The following is a 19,327-nucleotide window of genomic DNA, read 5'->3' as shown; positions in this document are numbered from 1 at the left end:
TCAGGATACCGCCCATGCCGGAGGAACCGCAGACGCAAGTTCGAGCCGCCTGGCTCTATTACATGGAAGGTTTGACCCAGGCGGAGATCGCGGAACGGCTGAAAATGACGCGACTGCGCGTCAACCGGCTCCTGGTCGAGGCGCGCAGCAGCGGGCTGGTCAATATCACCATCAATTCCAGGCTGGAAAGCTGCGTCCGGCTCGAACGTGCGCTGATGGCGCAATTCGGCCTGAAGGACGCGATCGTGGTGCCGAGCCCCGCCGATCCCGGCCAGATCGCGGCCCAGATCGGCAAGGCTGCCGGCGAGTTCGTCTCGCGGGTCATCGAGGAGAAGCCCACCGGCGTTTTCGGCGTCGGTTGGGGCGGCACGCTGAGAGAGACCATCCGCCATATCCGCGCGGGGCAGTACCGTGATCTCGCGGTGACCTCGATGATGGGCGGGCTGACCTATGGCATCGAGATCAACACCTTCGAGATCGCCAGCCGTTTCGCCCGGCTCTGGCAGGCCGAGTGCCATTATCTGGCGGCGCCGATCTATGCCGGCACGCCGCAATCGCGCGACACGATCCTGGCTCAGGACGTGTTCGAGGCGGCCTTTGCCCGGATCAGGGCGACCGATGTCGCGATCCTCAGCGCGGGCGACCTGAGCGAGCGCTCGCTACTGGTGCGCTATGGGCTGCCGGGCGATGTCGGCGCCGCGGAGCTGGCGGAAGCCGGTGCGGTCGGCGACATGCTCGGCCAGTTCATCGATCGCAGCGGTCAGGCCATCGATCATCCGCTCAATCGCCGCGCCATCGCGCTGCCGCTCGACGCCCTGCGCCGGATACCGACCGTGATCCTCGCCTCCGGCGGGACCAACAAGGCAGAGGTCATCGCGGCCACGCTGCGGGGCAAGCTCGCCTCGGTGCTGATCACGGACGAAGACGCGGCGGCGGCCGTGCTGGAGCACGCGGCGTCCGCCTGAGGGGCGCGCCTCAGGCGCTGCGGATCGCCTGCAGCAATTCGTCGTGGATCAGGCCGTTGGTGACGACCTTCTCCAGGTCCTCGTCAAGCGAATCCCGGCCGTCGACCGTCGTCACCTTGCCGCCGGCCGCCCGCACCAATGGCATCGCCGCGGCATGCGAGACGATGTCGGCCTTGAGACCGATGAAGGCGTCGAGCCGCCCGGCTGCCACCAGCGACATCTCCAGCCCGCCGGAGACGATGACGCGCACGCCCCGGCACAGGCCGGCAAGGCGGCGGATGACATCGCTCGTCCGGTTCGCGGCCTCGGTGCTGTAATGCGAGGTCAGGCAGATGGAGACGACGGCGTCGCTCAGGCGCTTCGTGGCGGAGACGCGGGCCGGTTGGCCATCGACCTCGGCGATGCCGCCCTCGACGAAGCGTGCGGAAAGCCCGGCGAGCGGCGCATGGGTCAGGCCGAGCACGGTGCGGCCCTGCTCCTGATAGGCCATGGTGACGGAGAACCAGGGCAGGCCGGACGCGTAGTTCACCGTGCCGTCGAGCGGATCGATGATCCAGCGTGGCGCCTGTTCCGAGCCGGAAAAGCCGGCCTCCTCCGAGAGGATCGCGGCCTCCGGCGTCAGGGCGCGCAGGCCGTCGATGACGAGGCGCTCGGAGGCGAGATCGGCCGCCGTGACCACGTCGTTCAGTTCCTTGCGGGTGACGCCGAGCTCGGCGCCCTGCATCTGCACGAGCACCTCGCCGGCCCGGCGAGCGAGGGCATCGGCCTGGTCGAGCAGGGCAAGAAGGCGTGGTTCGGTCATCGGGCAGGCACCGTTTGCGGCTTTCCGGGATAGGCGGGATCGAGCACGAAATCCCGGCGCGGTCCATAGTCGCCGATCGGCTGGAGATGGCTGACGAGGCCGAGGCCGGGCTTCCAGACATGGAGCGCCAGCGCTGGGGGTTCCATCACGAATTTGTTCTCGGTGCCGGGCCTCAGGTCGAGCGCGACCTGGTGCGCGGTGCCCGGCACGACATAGCCGATCGTGCCGGCGAAGCGGAGCTGGATCGGCCGGTGGTAATGGCCGCAGAGCACGCGCTCGATCTCGGGATGATCAGCAATCAGGCCGGCGAAGCCCGGCGAGACCTTGCAGGGCATGATATCCATGCCGTCGACGCCGACGGGGAAGGGCGGATGGTGCATGAAGATCACCGTCGGCTTGCCCTGTCCTTCCGCGAGCCGCTCGGTCAGCCACGCCTCGCGGGCGGCACAGATCTCGCCGCCATCCTCGCCCGCGACGACGGTGTCGAGTCCGATCAGCCGGACCGGGAAATCGTCGATCACATAATGCAGGAAGCCGGTTTGCGGCAGGTAAGGGTGATCGGAGCGCAGCCCACTCGCAAAGGCTTCGCGGCGGTCGTGATTGCCGGGGATGACATAGACCGGCATCGGCAGGCGCTGCAGCGCCCCGCGGACGATGCCGTATTCCTCCGGCAGGCCGCAATCGGAGAGGTCTCCGGTGACCAGCACGCAATCGGGCTGCGGCTCCAGCTTCAGGATCTCGTCGACGGCCCGTTCGATCGCCGGGTTGGTCTCGACGATGCCATAGGCCGGGTTGCCATGGGGGCGAGCATGGAAGTCGCTGAGTTGGGCGATGATCATCGGGGGCGTCCGGTGGCAGGGAAAACGGAAGCCGCCCGGTCATCGAAGGACCGGGCGGCGAGGGGCGTGCGCCAAAACGCCGCCAGTTACTTCATCAGGGCTTCGGTCTCGGAGACGATGCGCTCGATGCCGGCCTTGGGCTGGATCTCGCCGCGCATCACGCCGGCGACGACCTCGCGCTGCTGGCGCCAGATGCGCACCGAATTGCCGCCCGGATAGCCTTCCCACGGCGCGGCGCGGGAAACCTGGCCGTTGATGGTCCGGAAGTTGGCATTCGCCTTGTAGAACGGGCCGAGGAAGGCGTCCTCGCCGGCGCGCAGATTGGTCGGCATGTAGCCGGCGGTCTCGACGACGATCTTCTGGGCTTCGGGGCCCGTGACGAACTTGATGAACTCCCAGGCAGCCTTCTGCTTGGCCGGGTCCTTGGCCGTGATCAGGGCGGCATTGCCGCCGGTCGGCAGCTTGCCCTTGGCCTTGTCATCGACCGGGAACAGCGCCGTCTTCAGCGTGAATCGGTCGCCGATCAGGTCGGTGACCTGGCGCAGGCGGGCGGGCGTGTCGAAGAAGATGCCGATCTTGCCGGCGATGAACTGCTGGCGCGACTGGTCCCAGTCGATCAGCGGCATGCCGCCATCGGTGACGAAGCTGCGCAGCAGCGACAGCGTCTTCTCGCCGACCGCGCCGCCGAAGGCGACCTTCTTGCCGTCGGCCGACAGCATGGAATGGCCGGCCTGTAGGATCACGCCGCGCCAGAGCCAGTCATCCGGCCAGTCATGGATGTTGTAGGCCATGCCGGCGGTGTCGCCGCTATGGATCTTCTTGGCGAGCGCGACGGTGTCGGCCCAGTTGTCCGGCATCTTCTCGGGATCGCCGCCGGCCTTCTTCACCAGCTCTGCATTGAAATACATCAGCGGCGTCGAGGCGTTGAAGGCGAGGCCGACCTGCTTGCCGCCGACCTGGGCGAGCGAGAGCAGCGCATCGGAGTAATTGGCCTTGCGCCAGGCTTCCGGCTCGGCCTTGAGCAGGGGGCCGAGATCGACGACCTGCTTGCGCTTGTCGAGGCTCTCGACCAGCTCGGTCAGCAGATGGAAGCCGGAATAGTAGACATCCGGGAGCTGGTTGGTCACCGAAGACCGCAGCATCGCCTGATGGCCTTCGTCATAGCTCGCGGCCGGCGCCCGGAAATTGATCTTGATGTCCGGGTGCTTCTTCATGAATTCCGCGGCAATCGGCTCGTGGAACTTGGCGAAGGCCGGGAAGGCGTAGAGCACGTCGAGCGTGACCTGTGCCTTCGCGGCCGTCGAGGCGGCGAGGGTCAATGCCGCCGCGGCAAGGATTTTGCCGAGAGGTTTCATGCGTGATCTCCTTGGCATGGACAGCGGGGCTGTCGGGTTGCAGTTGCTTCAGGCCTGAACTCTTGGCGGGGTGGGCGGCGCTGCGGCCGGCTACTTCACCCCGGTCATGGTGATGCCGTCGATGAACCGGCGACGGGCAATGAGGAAGGCGATGACGAGCGGCGCGGTCAGAATCGTCGCCGCTGCTGTCAGCGCGCCATAGTTCGATCCGGTCTCGGCATCGGCGAAGAACATCATCCCGAGCGGCGGCGGCGCGAGCTTGGCGTCGGAGATCACGATCAATGGCCAGTAGAGGTCGTTCCAGTGCGCTACGGCCGAGAACACCGAGAAGGCGGCGATGGCCGGCCAGGCGCTCGGCGTGACGATGCGCCAGACGATCTCGAACTCGCTCATGCCGTCGAGCCGGGCGGCGTTGATGATGTCGTCGGGAAAGCTGCGGAAGAACTGGCGGAACAGGAAGATGGCGAAGACCGAGAGGAAGAACGGCACCATCATCGAGAAATAGGTGTTGAGCAGCCCGAGCTGGGCGAGCGCGATATAGAGCGGCATCGCCGGCACCTGCACGGGGATACAGAGGCCGAGCAGGACCAGCACGAAGAGCGCGTTGCGGCCGGGGAAGTCGAGCTTCGCCAGCGCATAGGCGCAAGGGATGGCGACGAGGAGCTGCACGATCAGGATGCCGCCGCAGAGGATGACGCCGTTCAGCGCGAAGCGCAGCAGCGGCGCCTTCTCCATGGCGAAGCCGTAATTCTGCAGGCCGTAGAACTGCTTTGGCCAGAGCGAGATCTCGGCGCTGAAGATTTCGGCCGGCGGCTTGATCGAGGTCACCAGCATCCAGACGAAGGGCGCCAGCATGAAGATCGCGCCGGCGATCAGAACGCCATGGATCAGCACCAGCGAGAGGAAGCGGCGCAGCACCGAATGGACGGGCGTGACCGAAGCAGTGGGGAGCGCGAGATCGGTCATCAGTAGTGCACCTTCTTGTCGAGGGCGAAGGTCTGCACGGCTGAGAAGACGAGGATGAAGGCGAGGAAGATGAAGGTCAGCGCCGCGGCATAGCCGGTGTGGAAATACTGAAAGCCTTCGAGATAGATGTTGTAGAGCAGCACCTCGGTGGAGCCGACCGGGCCACCGCGCGTCATCACCGCCACCGTGTCGAAGATCTTGAAGGCGGTGATCATCGTGGTGACCAGGACAAACATCGTCGTCGGCCCGAGCAGCGGCCAGGTGATGGTCAGAAAGCGGTCGATCCCGCTGGCGCAGCCGTCGATATCGGCGGCTTCGTAGAGATCGCGCGGGATCGCGGTCAGCCCGGCCAGGAACAGGATCATGTTGAAGCCGATGAGCTGCCAGATGCCGATCACCGCGAGCGTCGCCAGTGCCGTCGAGGGCTCGCTGAGGAAGGCGATCGGGCCGATGCCGAGCCATTTCAGCAGGCCGTTGACCGGCCCGAGCGAGGGATGGAGCAGGAATTGCCAGACCGTCGCCATCGCGATCAGCGTCGAGGTCACCGGCAGGAAATAGACCACCTCGTAGAAGGAGCGCGTGCGCTTGCGCCGATGCACCAGCACGGCGATCAGGAGCGCGCCGAAGACGCCGCCGGGCACGACGATGGCGACATAGAGCAATGTGTTGACGAGGGAGCGCCGGATGATCGGGTCGGCCAGCGCTTTCTGGAAATTCGTCAGCCCGACCCAGTCCATGTCGACGCCGCCGAACTCGTAATTGGTCAGGCTGAGCCAGAGCAACACGGCGAGCGGGATCAGGATCGTCAGCAGCAGCAGGATGAAGGCCGGCAGGGCGAAGCCGAGCCCGGTGACGCGCTCGATCCAGAGCCTGCGGCGCGCGGCGGGGGCAAAATCGGCTTGGGATGCGAGGGCGAGGGTCATGCGCCCGCCCTCAATGGCACCACGGAGCCGGTCGCCGTGCCCGGGCCGCGCGGCTCGAGGCGCTCGCCATCGGCGGCGAAGATATGGGCGGCGGCCTCGTCGAAGCCGAGTGTGACCTCGGCGGCCTCGTTCACGCCGGCGGCTGCGGCCGGCGTCGCACGCATGGTCACGCCGGTGGCATCGCGGCCGGCCAGGTCGAAATGCAGGATATATTCGGAGCCGAGATTCTCCTTGCGTCGCAGGCGGGCGGAGAACCAGGCGCGCCCGCTGCCGCCGGGCTCGCCCTGGACCAGCGAGAGGGCCTCGGAGCGGATGCCGAGCGTAACGGCCTGTCCCGACGCGAGCGGAACGGCGAGCGCCAGCGGCCGGCCGAAGAGTTCGAGGCGCCCGCCATTCGTGACCGTCGCGGGCAGCAGGTTGATCGCCGGGCTGCCGATGAACTGCGCGACCTTGAGCGAGGCCGGCTTCTCGTAGAGCTGGGAGGGCGTGCCGAGCTGCAGCACGGAGCCGGAATCCATCATCGCGACGCGGTCCGACATCGTCATCGCCTCGACCTGGTCGTGCGTCACATAGATGAAGGTCGCGCCGAGGCGCTTGTGCAATTCGGCCAGTTCCGTGCGCATATGGACACGCAATTTGGCGTCGAGATTGGACAGCGGCTCGTCCATCAGGAAGACGTCGGGATTGCGCACCATGGCGCGCCCGAGCGCGACGCGCTGGCGCTGGCCGCCCGAGAGCTGGGCCGGCTTGCGCTGAAGCAGATGATCGAGCTGGAGCTGCGCCGCGACCGCCGCGACATCGGTCTCGATGCCGCGCATCACGCTGCGGCGCTGGGCGGAGAGTTGCCGCAGCAGCGGCAGGCGCTGCCAGAGCTTGAGCCGCGACATCGTCAGCGGCAGGGCGATATTCGCGCCGACGCTCATATGCGGATAGAGCGCATAGGACTGGAACACCATGGCGACGCGTCGCTCATGCGGGCGCAGATGGTCGACGCGATTGCCGCCGATCGCGACGCTGCCGGCATCGTGATGCTCAAGCCCGGCGATGATCCGGATCAACGTCGATTTCCCGCAGCCGGACGGGCCGACCAGCGTCAGGAACTCGCCATCGGCGATGTCGAGATCGATGCCGCCGAGAACCTTCGTCGGTCCGAAGGACTTGGCGATCGAGGAGAGTGCGACCTTGGCCATGGCGTTCGCCTTTCTTTCGGCCCTCTGGGCTCGTCGTTGGGCGTGTCTTGGTTGGGCGTATCTTGCCCGGCGCCCGCAGGCGGCCGGGAGAGGTCTCAGGCAGCGTGCGGCGGGTAGACCTCGTGGATCACGTCGTCGATCCAGAGCGTCTTCAGCGCGGATATCTCGTGGATTTTAGCCGTGAAATCCCGTCCGTCGAAGGTGTAGGAGACGGCGCCGAGCGTGGTCGTGCCGGCCATGCCGGGCTGCAATTCGGGACCCACGACGAAGCCGGAAGAGGGGCCCCAGATGTAGCGTGTGCCGGCGAGCGTGAAGTCATGCGCACGGTGCAGATGGCCGCTGGCGACGAAGGCGACCGCGTGACGGCTGATGAGATCGAGCAGATGCGCGCGCGGCCGCGGCGGGACGCTCCAATAGCCCATGTCGCCCTCGTCGGGCGCCTCGACGAAGAGCGGTCGGTGCAGGAACCAGCCGAGGCGACGGCCCTGCGCTTCGGCGATCTGCCGGTCGAGCCAGGCGAGCTGGCGGGCCTCCTCGGCTTCGTCGCTGCCGAAGAGCATCGAATTGAGGCCGATCAATCGCCAGTCTTCGAGATCGCGGACCCAGAAATCCGCGCCGATATGCTCTCGCCAGCGGGCAAGGCGGGCGTCGTTCACCGGCTGGTGCGGGTGATAGGCCTCGCCGACATCGTGATTGCCGGGGATGCTGAGCACCGGCACGCCAAGGGCATCGAGCAGGGTGCGGCAGTGGCGCATGTCCTCGTCGACATCCGCACCATCGACGGTGACGTCACCGGTATGGATGACGAGGTCCGGGGCGCTGGCAGCAAGCCACGCCGTCAGCGGAGCCCAGTTATCGGCGAAATGCCGCTTGTTCGGGCTCAGATGGGTGTCGGAAATCTGCACGATACGCTGCATGTCCCCTCCGGAATTCGCCACTTCATCGGGCGACCGTCTGTCCCCTGCGTGAGCGGGGGGCAGCGGCTTTGCCTTGGATCATACAAATGAATGTTTGATGACACAATTGTATTTTTAGTGCTCGCCGCCTCCGTGCGATGAAAAGCATTGCCGGCTAGAGATCCGTGCTTTGCGGCAGGATCACGAGGTCGCGGATCGTGACGTTGCGCGGCCGGGTCAGCATGAAATGCACCGCCTCCGCCACCTCCTCCGCTTCGATCAGGCCGCCGCGAGCCCGTTCGGCGTCGAGCTTCTCCTGCGGCCAGTCGGCGATCAGGGCGGTCACCACCGGCCCGGGCAGGACGGCGCCGACGCGCAACCCATGTGGGATGACCTGACGGCGCAACGTATGGACGAAGGCCTGCACGGCGTGTTTCGAGGCGGTGTAGATGGGCTCCCAGACCACGGGAACGACACCGGCCACGGAACTGGTGACGAGGATGTCGCCGGTCTTGCGCGCGATCATGTGCGGCAGCACGGCGTGGATGCTGCGGAAGACCGCGTTGACGTTGAGGTTCAGCATGCGGTCCCAGGCATCGGGATCGCCCTCGCTGACCGGGCCGCCGACATAGGAGCCGGCATTGGCATGGAAAATGTCGAGCGGGCCCGCCTTGTCGAGAATCCCAGGCAGCATGCCGGCAACGGAAGCAGGATCGGTCAGGTCGATGACGAGCGGGATGGCATTGGAGCCGAGAGGCTTGCAGGCCTGCGCGAGCGCTTCGCCATCGCGGTCGACCAGCGCGACGCGGGCGCCGGCGGCGAGCAGGCGCTTCGCGCAGGCGAGGCCGATCCCCGAGGCGGCTCCAGTGATCGCAGCGGTCTTTCCGGTCAGGTCCTGGGTCACGTCGGGTTCTCCGATAGAGCTTGATTCTGCGCCGGCCGCATGATTTCGCGCGCCGTGCGGGCCGCCGCCTGGAGCGTTTCGAAGGCGGCGAGGCGGCGGACGTGCAGGTCGGCGATGTCGCCGCCGGCCGGGGTGAAAACGGCGGCGCCGGGCGCCATGCCGGTCATGGCTTCGCCAAGGTCCGGGAAGGCTTTCGCGGCTGTCGCCGCTAGCATGGCGGAGCCGAGCAGGACGGGGTCGACATCATCGGGGGCCAGCAGAGGCAGCCCGGAACAATCCGCCAGCAATTGCCGGATCAGAGGATGGCGCCCGGCACCGCCGCTGAGCACGATCGCTTCGATGATTGCACCCTTGGTGCGGCTGGCCTCGATGATCTGGCGCAGGCCGTAGCCGATGCCGGTGAGGCCGGCGACGTAGAGCGTGACGAGATTGTCGAGGTCGCGTTCCATGCCGAGTCCAGCAATCACGGCACGCGCCTGCGGATCGGCATGGGGCGAGCGATTGCCGAGAAAGTCGGGCACGACGATGAGATTGCCTGCGAGGAGGGCCACTTCCGATGGTGTGGTGGCATGGCCGGCGGCGCGTGCGGCGAGCCAGTCAGGCAGGGAGAGCCCCTCCGCTTCGGCAAGGCGCTGCGCCTCGGGCGTCGCCGGATGGAAGCCGATGAGTTGCTCGATGGCGGCGCCAGCACCGGATTGTCCGCCCTCGCTCAACCAGAGACCGGGCGCCATCGCCGAGAAATACGGTCCCCAGATGCCGGGGATGAAGATCGGCTCGGCGCTGCTCGCCATGGTGCAGGCCGAGGTGCCGAAGACATAGGCCATGTGGGTGAGGGCGCCGCCATGCGGCGAGCGGACGCCGACCGAGCCGACACCGCCGGCATGGGCGTCGATCAGCCCGGCCGCAACAGCGGTGCCGGGCTTCAGACCGAGTTCGGTGGCGGCCTGCTCGGTGAGACCGTTGCCGAGTGGAGTACCGCCCGGAACGATCTCGGTGCCGATGCGGGCGAAACCGTCATCGGCGAGGTCGTCGAGCCCGATTTGCCGGAAATAGCTCGCATCCCAGCGCCCTTCATGGGCGAGATAGGTCCATTTGCAGGTGACCGTACAGGTCGAGCGCGCCAGCGAGCCGGTCGCGCGCCAGGTCAGGAAGTCCGGCAGGTCGAAGAACTGCCAGGCTGCGTCATAGGTCGTCGGAAGGTTCTCCCGAAGCCAGAGCAGCTTCGGCGTCTCCATCTCCGGCGAGATCGTGCCGCCGACATAGGCGAGGACCGGATGCCCGGTCGCGTTGATGCGCTCCGTCTGGTCGAGCGCGCGGTGGTCCATCCACACGATGATATCGCGAGCGGCGTCGCCATGGGGCCCGACGGGGAGGGGCTTACCACCCGGCCCGAGGACAACCAGCGAACAGGTCGCGTCAAAGCCGATGCCAGCGATGTCGTCCCGCCCGAGCCCGGCCTGAGCCATCGCCTCACGGACGCTGGCGCAGACCGCTTGCCAGATATTCGCGCTCGACTGCTCGGCGATATCCGGCCCGTCGCGATAGAGCGCGATGTCGCGCTTCGCCGTCGCGAGCATCCGCCCGGTACCGTCGAAGATGCCGGCCCGGGCGCTGCCGGTGCCGACATCGATGCCGATGAAATGCCGGGGCATCTCAGGCGGCGGCGCGGTTCGGCGGCCCGGCGCGGGTCCCGTCGGGGTTGCGCAGATAGACGCCGCGCTCGAGCTGCTGGCGGCGCAATTCCCCGACATCGATATCGGCCGGCGGGCGGTTGCCGCGCACCGAGATCTTGGCGGCGCGGCCGGCGGCCTCGCCCATCGCCATGCAGGTCGCCATGACGCGGATCGCGCCCATCGCCTCATGGGTCGCGGAGATGCTGCGGCCGGCCACCAGCAGGTTGCCGATCTTCTGCGGCACCAGCGAGCGATAGGGGATGTCGTAGCAGTCGCCGCACCAGATCAGCGTGCAGCCATCGTCGGCCGGGCGGTGGATGTCGATCGGATAGCTCGCCACTGCGATGGCGTCGTCGAAATGTGTGCAGGCGAGCACGTCCTCCTGCGTCATCACGTATTGGCCGCGGATGCGGCGCGTCTCGCGGATGCCAAGGAAGGGTGCGGTCTTGGTGAAATAGGCCTTCTCGAAGCCCGGCACATAGCCGATGAGATAGGCGACGATGTCGTCGATCTGGGCGCGGCCCTCGATCTCGCCCTTGGTCAGGCTGCGGGCGTCGGTGCCGTCCGTGCCCTTGACGCGGGTCATGTTGATCCAGACCTCGCCCTTCTTCAGGCCGGTGATGATGATGGTCCGCTCGTTCGGAATCTGCAGCCCGCGCTCGGCCTTGGCCTTGGCCATGAGTTCGCGCATGCCGACGACGATGAACTGGTGGTTCTGGCCGAAATACTCGGCCGGGATGAAGTCGGTGAGATAGGTGCGCGCTGCCGGCGGGGCGTTGGCGATCGAGAGCCGGAGCGCATCGGTATCGACGCCGGCAAGGCAGAACATCAGCGTCGGCGGCTGCATGCCGCCATGTTCGTTGCCCTTCTCGGTCGGCACGCCCGCGCTGTAGGCGACGTCGGCATCGCCACTGCAATCGATAACGACCTTGGCGAGGATCGCGGTGCGGCCACTCTTGCTCTCGGTGATGACGCCGCGGATCGTGTCGTTCTCGACCAGCGCCCCGGCGAAGAAGGTGTAGAACAGCACGTCGACGCCGGCTTCCGTCAGCATCTCCAGCGCGACCGTCTTCACCGCCTCGGGCTCGACCAGCGTGATGCCCATGTGGAGGGGGCAGGGCCGGTGCTCGCTCGCGCCCTGGCGTTCCCGGCGCAGCCGCTCGATGAATTTCTGCGGCAGGCCGTCGATGATCTGGTTGCCCTTCTGGCCGAGGAAGCCGAGCACCGGCAGACCGATCGTCATGTTGCCGCCGACGAAGCTGCGGCTCTCGATCAGCCCGACGCGCAGGCCGTCCTCGGCAGCGGCGAGAGCGGCGGTGAGGCCCGAGGGGCCGCCGCCGACGACGAGCACGTCGTATTCGGCGGAGACGGGGATGGAGCGGGCCGGCTCCTCGATGAAGCGGGTCGCGGCGGTCGACATGATGAAGATCCTTCAGGGTGTCACGAATGGGACGAGCGCCTGCGGAGCGGAGCGCCCCGCAGGCGGAAAGGGCGATCAGGCCGGCATCATCGGCTTGACGCGCTCGATGATGGCGGAGACGGCGTCCTTGACCGGCTTGCGGCCAAGCACGGCGAGCTGAACCTCCTCGAGGAAGGTCGCCTGCGCGCGGGCGGCCTCGGGGAAGGGCGGGAAGGCGCCGCGCGCGGTGGCCAGCACCTTGGCCTCGACGGCAGCGAGCGCATTGCCGGCCTTCAGCTTTTCGTCGGCATAGGTCGAGACCCGCACAGGGCCGTTGCCGTTGAGCGCCATGCCCAGCGTCACGCGCTTGCTGGAAACCTCCTTGATGAAGCTCCAGGCCAGCGCCTTGTCCTTGGCGTTCTTGGGGATCGACATCGCCCAGGCCTCGACGACCGAGGCCATCGGCATCTTGCCCTCGATCGCCTTGGAGCCGGGGAAGGGCACGGCCTTGATCTTGCCGGGGAACTTGCTCTGCTCGGCATTGTTGAGCTGCGCGCCGCGCGCGAAGGGCAGCACGGTGAAGGCGGCGCGGCCCTGCTGCAGCCAGGTCACCTGGTCGTCGTTCTTGGTCGTGGCATAGCTGCGCGGCAGGCTGCCGGCCTCGAACATGCCGCGCAGCGCGCCAAGTCCCTGCTCCAGCGCCTCGCGGTTCGGCACCAGCTTGAGATCGGGGCTGATGAAGTCGCCGCCATAGGCGCGGGCGAACATCACCGGGAAGACCGCGAGATCGCTCGCCAGCACCATGCCGGTGACCGGCGTGCCGGCCTTGGAGGTGAAGGTGGTCTTCTTCGCCTGCTCGATCAATTCCTCCAGCGTCGCCGGCGGGGCGGAGATGCCCGCCTCCTCCAGCAGCGCCTCATTGTAGAACAGGCCTTGGGTCGCATGTCGGACGGGGATGCCGATCAGCTTGCCGTCGACCGTCATGCCCTGGACGAGGCCGGGCGCAATATCGCCGAAATCCTCGATCGCGTCCTTGTCCTGATAGGGGCCAAGCGGCTCGAATAGGGCGGCGATCTGCGAGGTTGGCCGGTTATCGATGAGATAGCCGACGCCGTATTCGGTCTCCTTCAGGCTGGCCTCGCGGAAGAGCCTGTCCTGCAAAGGATTGGAGTCGAAGGTGGTGAAGGCGACCTCGGCGTCGTTGGCCTTGCGCCAGCCGGCCATCAGGTCGCCGTCACCGCTGCCGAGCACGGTCTGGTGGACCTTGTGGCTGAGCACGTTCAGCGTCTTGCCTGCGGCGAATGCGGGCCCGACTGCGAGCGTGGCGGCGACGCCGGCCGAACCGGCGACGAAGGCACGGCGGGTGAGTTTGGTCTCAGGCTTGTTCGACATGTTTTCCTCCCTCTTTTTGGTTGGCTACCCCTTCGTCGAACCAGCGGTGAGGCCGGCCACGAGGTAGCGGTTCATGAAGACGACGAAGAGCAGGACGGGCACGAGCTGCACCGTCGCGGCGGCGAACAGGATTCCCCAGTCGACCCCATCGATGGAGCCGATCATCTCGGAGATGACGAGCGGGGCGGTCTTCGCCTTGGTCGCGGTGAAGATGAAGGCGAAGAGGAACTCGTTCCACGAGAAGACGATGACGAAGACCGCGACCGCGAGCACGCCGGGCATCGCCAGCGGCGCGATGACCTTGCGCAGGATGGTCATGCGGCTCGCACCATCCATCGCTGCGGCCTCGTCGAGCTCGCGCGGAATCTGGTCCATGAAGGTGCGCATCAGCACTGTGCCGAGCGAGACGAAAAAGGTCGCGTAGAGCAGGATCAGGACGAGATGCGTGTCGCTGAGTCCGAGCCAGTTCACGATCGGGAAGAGCGGCAGCGTCACCACGATCGGCGGGATCAGGCGCACGATGATCAGCCCGAGCAGGCTCGCACCGAGCCAGCGTCCGGAATTGCGCGAATAGACGTAGCCGGCGCAGGCGCTGGCGACGATGGCGAGCAGCGTCGCGCCGACCGTGATCAGCAGGCTGTTGAGCAGCCCCTCGAAGAACACGCCCCAGGAGCGCCAGAGCTCGGCGTAGTGCTTGAAAGTCGGGGTGAACAGCCATTTCGGCGGCACGGCGAAGATGTCCTGGCCGGGCTTCAGCGAGGACATCGCGATGAACAGGATCGGGAACAGCGACCAGAACAGGATCGCCGCGACGGCAATCGCCTTGCCTAGCCCGATCAGGAGCCGCTCAGTGCGCATGGGCGACGCCTCCGCGCTTGAGCAGGACAACATAGGCGCCGGCGAGCAGCAGCGAGGCCAGCACCATGATCCAGGCGGTCGCCGCGGCTGGGCCGAAGGCGTTGAAGCTGAAGGCCTCCTGATAGAGATAGATCGCCACCACCTCGGTCGAGCGGGCCGGGCCGCCCTTGGTCAGAAGCCAGGCCTCCGAGAACAGGCGGAAGGCGAAGATGTAGCGGAAGAGCAGGGCGATCAGCATCGCCGGGGCGAGGAGCGGCAGCGTCACCTGCCGGAAGGCCTGCCAGCGCGTCGCGCCGTCGATCCGGGAGGCTTCGTAGAGTTCGGCGGGAATGGCGAGGCGCGCCGCATAGACGATGACGAAGGTGAAGGGCAGGTGCAGCCAGATCGTCAAAAGGCCGATCAGGGTCATCGCGTGCGAGGGCTCGAAGGACCAGTCGAGCGTCGGCAGGTGGAGCGCCCGCAAGGCCAGCGTGATCGGCCCGGCATCGGGATCGAACAGGAAACGCCACATCACCACCGCCGTGACCTCGCTGACCGCATAGGGCGCGAGCACGGCGACGAGCAGGAAGCGCCGGAATGGCAGGCCGCTGGCGAAGAGCAGGGCCATGCCGAGACCGACGGCGAGCTCCAGATGCACGGCGACGACGACGAGGACGACGGTGTTCCAGAGCGCGCTGTGGAAAGCGGGATCGGTCAGGACGCGCCAGTAGTTCTGCAGGCCGACGAAGCTCGGCGCCTGGCCGAAGCTCGACGTGTTCAGACTCAGCCAGACGACATAGAGCGACGGCAGCACGATCACGCTCAGGATGAGCAGATGCACCGGCGCAAGCAGCGGCAATAGTCGTGCCGTTCGTTGAAGCTGCACTTTTTCCTCCAGGACTTCTTCTGCTCCGGGCTCTGTCGGCCCGGTGGCCCGGACGCTCGGCGTCCGTAGGCTGTCTTCGTCAGTGCACTGCCTTGGGTGAGGCGGCCGCTCCTTCCAGGTTCGGATGCGGATCGGGATCGTGGCTGTTGCCGCGCTCTGGCCCGGCGGCGAGATCGCGCACGGAATCGCGGGCCTGCAGACCGGCCTGCAGCACGGAATGCGTGGGCGGCGCCTGGTCTCCGGCCATGCGGGCGCGCAGGCGGTTCCAGGCGGCTTCCGCGATCTCGGCGATCGGCTGGCGGATCGCGGTCAGGCCGGTCTTGCGGGCGCTCATCCAGGGGTAGTCGTCGAAGCCGACGACCGAGACGGGGTCGGGAATGTCGATCCGCATCCGGGCCAGCGCCGAGAGCGTGCTCAGCGTCGTGACGTTGGTCAGTGCGATGACGGCGCTCGGCTGCTTGTGCCGTTCGAGCCAGTGCAGGAAGGTTGCGGCGCCGCGATCGGCGTTCGAGCCGAGTTCGATCACCGTCGGCTCCCGGCCCAGCATGGTCCGGATGAGATCGCAGGCGCCGCGGACGCGCTCGCGGATCGGCGAGATGGCGAGGCTGGAGGCGGCGACCAGGATATCGCGGTGGCCCTTGGCAAGGAGGTGCCGAGCGGCGATCTCGCCGGCCTCGCGATTGTCGATCGCCACGGTGTCGACGACCGAGCCCTCGGGCGGCACGCGGTCGGCGAAGACGATCGGCAGACGGCCGATCTCGTGGCGCAGCGCCTCGGGAAGCGCATCGGAGCAGGGCACGGCGATCAGTCCGGATGGACGCCAGGCGAGCAAGGTGCGCAGCCGCGACTGCTCCAGCCCGAGATCGTCGCGGGAACTGGCGACGAGGATATCGTATCCGTCCTTCTGCGCGAGCACCTCGAGTTGCGAGACGAGCGAGGTGAAGAAGACGTCGTCGAGATCGGGCACGAGGACGCCGACGACACGGGCCTGGCCCGAGCGCAGTTGCGAGGCCGCCCGGTCGACCTGATAGGCCAGCTCGTCGGCGGCCTTGAGCACGCGCGCCCGCAAATCGGCATTCACCGGCTTGTTGCCGCTGAACACGTTCGAAACCGTCGCGATCGACACGCCCGCGCGGGCGGCGACATCCCGGATCGTGACGCGCGGATTGTCCATCGAGAAGCCTGTTAAACGTTTTACAGAAAAACGTTTAACAGGCCGGTCGCGCCGAGGCAAGGCGATTCACGAGCCTTGAATTTGAGGCTCCTGCGCGGGATCCGCTGCCTGGGAGTGGCCGATGGAGCCGGGGGCGTCTTATCCGGTACGCGTCCAGCGCAGGAAGGCGGATAGCCGCAGCAGGCCGTTGACGATCAGAGCATAGACCACGCGCGTGTCTCCATCTCAGGAGCCCACGACACCGCGTGGTGCTTTTAGCGTTGTTGACGCGGCGCAAGCTGCTCCGACAAATCCCGCGATCGGATCGCTCCGATGGCTTCGAGCATCCCGGGGTTTTCGGGTCTGGTCAATCGCAGGGTGTTCCAAGTTTTCGCAGGCTCGGGGAAGGAATTCACTGCGTCCCGCGGCCTCCGCCGCATCCTCCATCTTCAGGGATATCGAGGTCGATCTTGACCGTCGGCATCTCCCCGGCATCGCGAGGCCGGTGCTGCGTTCGCCCTGATCTTGTCGCGCCGGCAACTGGCCGTTTTCGGAGAGTTCGCGGCGTCGCGCGGTTTCGAGCGCATTGCCATTGCAGGCGCTATGGACCCCCAGCGTCTCGACGAGACTGGTGCGGGCGCGCCTGCGGGGATAGGGAAGACCGATGAACGTCCCGTCCGCCAACCCGCCCCTGATCGCCGCCGCCGACAAGGGCGACATGGCCGCCGTCGAGCGCCTCCTCGGCGAGGGTGCCAGGGTGGACGTCATGGACGCGACCGGCCGGACCGCGCTGATGGCGGCGACCCAGAAGAACGACCTGCCTCTGGCGCGGCGCCTGATCGCGGCCGGCAGCGACGTCAATGCCCGCGACATCACCATGCTCTCGCCCTATCTCTGCGCCGGGGCGAACGGCTTCAACGAGATCCTGAAGCTGACCATCGCCTCGGGCGCCGATCCGCATAGCGTCAATCGCTTCGGCGGCACGCCGCTGCTGCCGTCGAGCGAGAAGGGCTTTCTGCGCACGGTCCGGGTCTGCCTGACCGCCGGCATCCCGGTGGACCGCGCCAATGATCTCGGCTGGTCGGCGCTGCTGGAAACCGTGATCCTCGGCGATGGCGGCCGGCTCTATGGCGACGTGGTCGAAGCGCTGGTCGGGGCGGGCGCCGACCCGCATCTCAGGGATCGGGACGGCAAGTCCTCGCTGGAGCATGCGCAGGCCCTCGGTCAGGAGCGCGTACTGGCGATCTTCAGGGGTGAGGGCGCCGCGGTCGGCCCGGGCGCGGCCATGATCCGGCAGGCGAAACAGGTCGAGAAGGCGGAGCACTACGAGGAGGCGCGGGCCATCATCGAAGCCGCGCTGGCGCAGCATCCTGCCGATGCCGATCTCACCTATTACAAGGGCTATTATCTCCATGAGCTCGGGCGCCACGAAGAGGCGATCCGCACCTTCGAGACGGTGCTGGCCTCGAGCCCTGACGAGGTCGAGTTCCATTTCTACATCGCCTATGCCTATCGGGCGATGAAGCAGCCGGAAGCCGCGCTGGCGGCCTTCGATGCGGGCGTGGCGAAGAAGCCCGAAGCCCCGTTCCTGCGCTATCACAAGTCGAATTATCTGCGGGAACTCGGTCGCCACGAGGCCGCCGTCGCCGTGATGGACGAACTGCTCGCCCGCGATCCCGGCCGCTACGATTTCGCCTTTCACAAGGGCAACAGCCTGCGCTCGCTCGGCCGGCACGAGGAGGCGATCGCGGCGATCGAGATCGCGATCGCCTCCGATCCCGGCAATCCGCTTTATCGCCGGCACAAGGCGCAGTCGCTCAAGCTGCTCGAGCGCGAGGCTTGAGGCTCCACGCCGCCGCTTGTGACCCGGATCGATTCGTCAGGCGATCGGCCGGGTCAGCTCGCCGTGGCGGGCGACGATCCTGCCGCGCTTGACGACCGTGCGGTCGGCCGGGCGCTCGACGATCGCTTCGCAGACGGTCTCGCCGGGCAGGATCACGAAATCGGCGGTGCAGCCGACCTCAAGACCGTAGTTCTCGATGCCCATCACCTTGGCGCCCTGATAGGTGCAGACGTCGAGCGCCAGCTCCATCTCCTCGTCACGGCGGAAATTGTTGCGCAGGCCGACCAGCGTCGCGCGCTCCAGCATGTCGCCCATGCCATAGGGGTTCCAGCTGTCGCGCACGCCGTCCGAGCCGCCGGCGATGACGATTCCGGCCTTGAGGCAGGCCATGACCGCGGGGGCCGGTGAACTCGCGGGCGCGGTGGTGACCAGCGCGATGCGCTCCTTCGCTAGATCGTCGATCAGCCGGCGGACATGGTCGATATCGGGCATGCCCAGGCAGAAGGCATGGCTGATCGCAACCTTGCCCTGCATGCCCATTGCACGCACCCGCTCGAGGATCAGGTCCATCGAGAAGGCGCCCATCTCGCCGCGCTCGTGCAGATGGATGTCGAGCGGGCGGCCGTATTTCTCGGCGAGGCCGAAGATCGCATCGAGATGGCCCTTCGGGTCGCGGTCGACCGCGCAGGGATCGAGGCCGCCGACGACCTCGGCGCCCATCGCCATGGCCTGGTCGACCAGCTCGAGCGTGCCCGGCCGGATCAGCAGGCCGGATTGGGCGAAGGCGACGATCTCGACGTCGATCACATCCTTGAGCCGCTCGCGCATGGCCATGACGCCCTCGATGCCGGCGATGCCGGTCTCGGTGTCGATGTCGACATGGCTGCGGATATGGGTGGTGCCCAGCTTGACCATCTGCGCGACGAGCCGGCCGGACTGGCGGTCGGCGTCGATGCCGAATTCGCGGCGGTTGCGGCGCTCGGTCTCGATCTTGTCGATCAGGGCGGGGCCGGCGGTGTGCTTGTGCCAGCCCATGCCCCAGAAGCTCTTGTCGAGATGGGTATGCGCCTCGACCAGACCGGGAATCATCAGGCGGTCGCCGGCATCGAAACTCGTGTCGCCTCCGGTCGCGCCGGCGCCGATCGCGGCGATGCGCCCGTCACGGACCAGCACATCCGTCGACGCGCCGCCGGCCGGGCGGACATTCCGGATCAAGAGGGTATCAGTCACGAGGCGTCTCCTTTTTCCAGACCGGCCTGTGCCGGTTTCTCAACGTCGATGACGGCTTTGGCCTGTCGGATCAT

Annotated in this window: 17 protein-coding genes; 2 read left to right on the top strand and 15 right to left on the bottom strand. The window is 67.1% G+C overall.

The window, feature by feature from the left end; translation table 11 throughout:
- The first annotated feature begins 14 nt into the window (after positions 1-14).
- Positions 15-965 carry a sugar-binding transcriptional regulator gene (locus FHT98_RS08145; protein WP_142113616.1) on the top strand — a complete coding sequence of 317 codons (951 nt, stop codon included), beginning with the start codon at positions 15-17 and terminating at the stop codon, positions 963-965.
- Between the two features lie 10 nt (positions 966-975).
- Here the strand turns inward: FHT98_RS08145 and FHT98_RS08140 are convergent, their stop codons facing one another.
- From FHT98_RS08140 to FHT98_RS08075, 14 genes are all read right to left on the bottom strand, one after another.
- Positions 976-1,767, bottom strand: coding sequence for an inositol monophosphatase family protein (locus tag FHT98_RS08140; protein ID WP_142113614.1), 792 nt, complete (start codon positions 1,765-1,767; stop codon positions 976-978).
- Positions 1,764-2,606, bottom strand: coding sequence for a phosphodiesterase (locus tag FHT98_RS08135; RefSeq protein WP_142113612.1), 843 nt, complete (start codon positions 2,604-2,606; stop codon positions 1,764-1,766). The genes FHT98_RS08140 and FHT98_RS08135 overlap by 4 nt, the downstream gene beginning before the upstream one ends.
- 86 nt (positions 2,607-2,692) lie before the next feature.
- Positions 2,693-3,961 (bottom strand): ABC transporter substrate-binding protein, encoded by a 1,269-nt coding sequence (locus FHT98_RS08130; protein ID WP_142113610.1) that lies wholly within the window; start codon positions 3,959-3,961, stop codon positions 2,693-2,695.
- A 90-nt stretch (positions 3,962-4,051) separates the two neighbouring features.
- On the bottom strand, positions 4,052-4,927 hold the full coding sequence (locus FHT98_RS08125; RefSeq protein ID WP_142113608.1) for a carbohydrate ABC transporter permease: 876 nt from the start codon (positions 4,925-4,927) through the stop codon (positions 4,052-4,054).
- Complete coding sequence (locus FHT98_RS08120; RefSeq protein WP_142113606.1) at positions 4,927-5,850, bottom strand: carbohydrate ABC transporter permease; 924 nt, start codon at positions 5,848-5,850, stop codon at positions 4,927-4,929. Before FHT98_RS08120 ends, FHT98_RS08125 begins: the two co-directional genes overlap by 1 nt.
- Positions 5,847-7,040, bottom strand: a complete 1,194-nt coding sequence (locus tag FHT98_RS08115; RefSeq protein ID WP_142113604.1) for an ABC transporter ATP-binding protein — start codon at positions 7,038-7,040, stop codon at positions 5,847-5,849. Before FHT98_RS08115 ends, FHT98_RS08120 begins: the two co-directional genes overlap by 4 nt.
- A 95-nt stretch (positions 7,041-7,135) precedes the next feature.
- Positions 7,136-7,957 carry a metallophosphoesterase family protein gene (locus FHT98_RS08110; protein WP_142113601.1) on the bottom strand — a complete coding sequence of 274 codons (822 nt, stop codon included), beginning with the start codon at positions 7,955-7,957 and terminating at the stop codon, positions 7,136-7,138.
- 154 nt (positions 7,958-8,111) lie between these two features.
- Positions 8,112-8,840: an SDR family oxidoreductase gene (locus FHT98_RS08105; RefSeq protein WP_091856769.1), complete on the bottom strand. Its 729-nt coding sequence runs from the start codon at positions 8,838-8,840 to the stop codon at positions 8,112-8,114.
- Positions 8,837-10,492 carry an FGGY-family carbohydrate kinase gene (locus FHT98_RS08100; RefSeq protein ID WP_142113599.1) on the bottom strand — a complete coding sequence of 552 codons (1,656 nt, stop codon included), beginning with the start codon at positions 10,490-10,492 and terminating at the stop codon, positions 8,837-8,839. Before FHT98_RS08100 ends, FHT98_RS08105 begins: the two co-directional genes overlap by 4 nt.
- A gap of 1 nt (position 10,493) precedes the next feature.
- On the bottom strand, positions 10,494-11,933 hold the full coding sequence (locus tag FHT98_RS08095; protein WP_061970485.1) for an FAD-dependent oxidoreductase: 1,440 nt from the start codon (positions 11,931-11,933) through the stop codon (positions 10,494-10,496).
- A gap of 75 nt (positions 11,934-12,008) precedes the next feature.
- Positions 12,009-13,304 (bottom strand): ABC transporter substrate-binding protein, encoded by a 1,296-nt coding sequence (locus FHT98_RS08090; RefSeq protein ID WP_142113597.1) that lies wholly within the window; start codon positions 13,302-13,304, stop codon positions 12,009-12,011.
- 24 nt (positions 13,305-13,328) lie between these two features.
- On the bottom strand, positions 13,329-14,162 hold the full coding sequence (locus FHT98_RS08085) for a carbohydrate ABC transporter permease (RefSeq protein ID WP_061970489.1): 834 nt from the start codon (positions 14,160-14,162) through the stop codon (positions 13,329-13,331).
- A complete protein-coding gene (locus FHT98_RS08080) occupies positions 14,152-15,027 on the bottom strand; it encodes a carbohydrate ABC transporter permease (RefSeq protein ID WP_091856772.1) in 876 nt (291 codons plus the stop codon). Before FHT98_RS08080 ends, FHT98_RS08085 begins: the two co-directional genes overlap by 11 nt.
- A gap of 79 nt (positions 15,028-15,106) precedes the next feature.
- On the bottom strand, positions 15,107-16,201 hold the full coding sequence (locus FHT98_RS08075; RefSeq protein WP_142113595.1) for a LacI family DNA-binding transcriptional regulator: 1,095 nt from the start codon (positions 16,199-16,201) through the stop codon (positions 15,107-15,109).
- A gap of 643 nt (positions 16,202-16,844) precedes the next feature.
- On the opposite strand from FHT98_RS08075, the gene FHT98_RS08070 reads away from it, so the two are divergent.
- On the top strand, positions 16,845-18,023 hold the full coding sequence (locus FHT98_RS08070) for a tetratricopeptide repeat protein (RefSeq protein WP_142113593.1): 1,179 nt from the start codon (positions 16,845-16,847) through the stop codon (positions 18,021-18,023).
- 36 nt (positions 18,024-18,059) lie between these two features.
- On the opposite strand, the gene FHT98_RS08065 is transcribed toward FHT98_RS08070, so the two are convergent.
- Positions 18,060-19,253, bottom strand: coding sequence for an amidohydrolase family protein (locus tag FHT98_RS08065; protein WP_142113591.1), 1,194 nt, complete (start codon positions 19,251-19,253; stop codon positions 18,060-18,062).
- Positions 19,254-19,327: the final 74 nt, after the last annotated feature.

Origin of the sequence: Allobosea sp. AK1 (assembly GCF_006714945.1) — a bacterium.
GTDB classification, from domain to species: Bacteria; Pseudomonadota; Alphaproteobacteria; order Rhizobiales; family Beijerinckiaceae; genus Allobosea; species Allobosea robiniae.
Note: the sequence above shows the minus strand (reverse complement) of the source record. Positions and strands in the feature narration are given on the sequence as shown.

What these genes read in the sequence shown, in the direction of transcription:
- FHT98_RS08140 (WP_142113614.1), bottom strand. Translation starts at nt 1,767, where the DNA reads ATGACCGAACCACGCCTTCTTGCCCTGCTCGACCAGGCCGATGCCCTC.
- FHT98_RS08085 (WP_061970489.1), bottom strand. Translation starts at nt 14,162, where the DNA reads ATGCGCACTGAGCGGCTCCTGATCGGGCTAGGCAAGGCGATTGCCGTC.
- FHT98_RS08130 (WP_142113610.1), bottom strand. Translation starts at nt 3,961, where the DNA reads ATGAAACCTCTCGGCAAAATCCTTGCCGCGGCGGCATTGACCCTCGCC.
- FHT98_RS08145 (WP_142113616.1), top strand. Translation starts at nt 15, where the DNA reads ATGCCGGAGGAACCGCAGACGCAAGTTCGAGCCGCCTGGCTCTATTAC.
- FHT98_RS08115 (WP_142113604.1), bottom strand. Translation starts at nt 7,040, where the DNA reads ATGGCCAAGGTCGCACTCTCCTCGATCGCCAAGTCCTTCGGACCGACG.
- FHT98_RS08100 (WP_142113599.1), bottom strand. Translation starts at nt 10,492, where the DNA reads ATGCCCCGGCATTTCATCGGCATCGATGTCGGCACCGGCAGCGCCCGG.
- FHT98_RS08075 (WP_142113595.1), bottom strand. Translation starts at nt 16,201, where the DNA reads ATGGACAATCCGCGCGTCACGATCCGGGATGTCGCCGCCCGCGCGGGC.
- FHT98_RS08135 (WP_142113612.1), bottom strand. Translation starts at nt 2,606, where the DNA reads ATGATCATCGCCCAACTCAGCGACTTCCATGCTCGCCCCCATGGCAAC.
- FHT98_RS08090 (WP_142113597.1), bottom strand. Translation starts at nt 13,304, where the DNA reads ATGTCGAACAAGCCTGAGACCAAACTCACCCGCCGTGCCTTCGTCGCC.
- FHT98_RS08070 (WP_142113593.1), top strand. Translation starts at nt 16,845, where the DNA reads ATGAACGTCCCGTCCGCCAACCCGCCCCTGATCGCCGCCGCCGACAAG.
- FHT98_RS08125 (WP_142113608.1), bottom strand. Translation starts at nt 4,927, where the DNA reads ATGACCGATCTCGCGCTCCCCACTGCTTCGGTCACGCCCGTCCATTCG.
- FHT98_RS08110 (WP_142113601.1), bottom strand. Translation starts at nt 7,957, where the DNA reads ATGCAGCGTATCGTGCAGATTTCCGACACCCATCTGAGCCCGAACAAG.
- FHT98_RS08120 (WP_142113606.1), bottom strand. Translation starts at nt 5,850, where the DNA reads ATGACCCTCGCCCTCGCATCCCAAGCCGATTTTGCCCCCGCCGCGCGC.
- FHT98_RS08095 (WP_061970485.1), bottom strand. Translation starts at nt 11,933, where the DNA reads ATGTCGACCGCCGCGACCCGCTTCATCGAGGAGCCGGCCCGCTCCATC.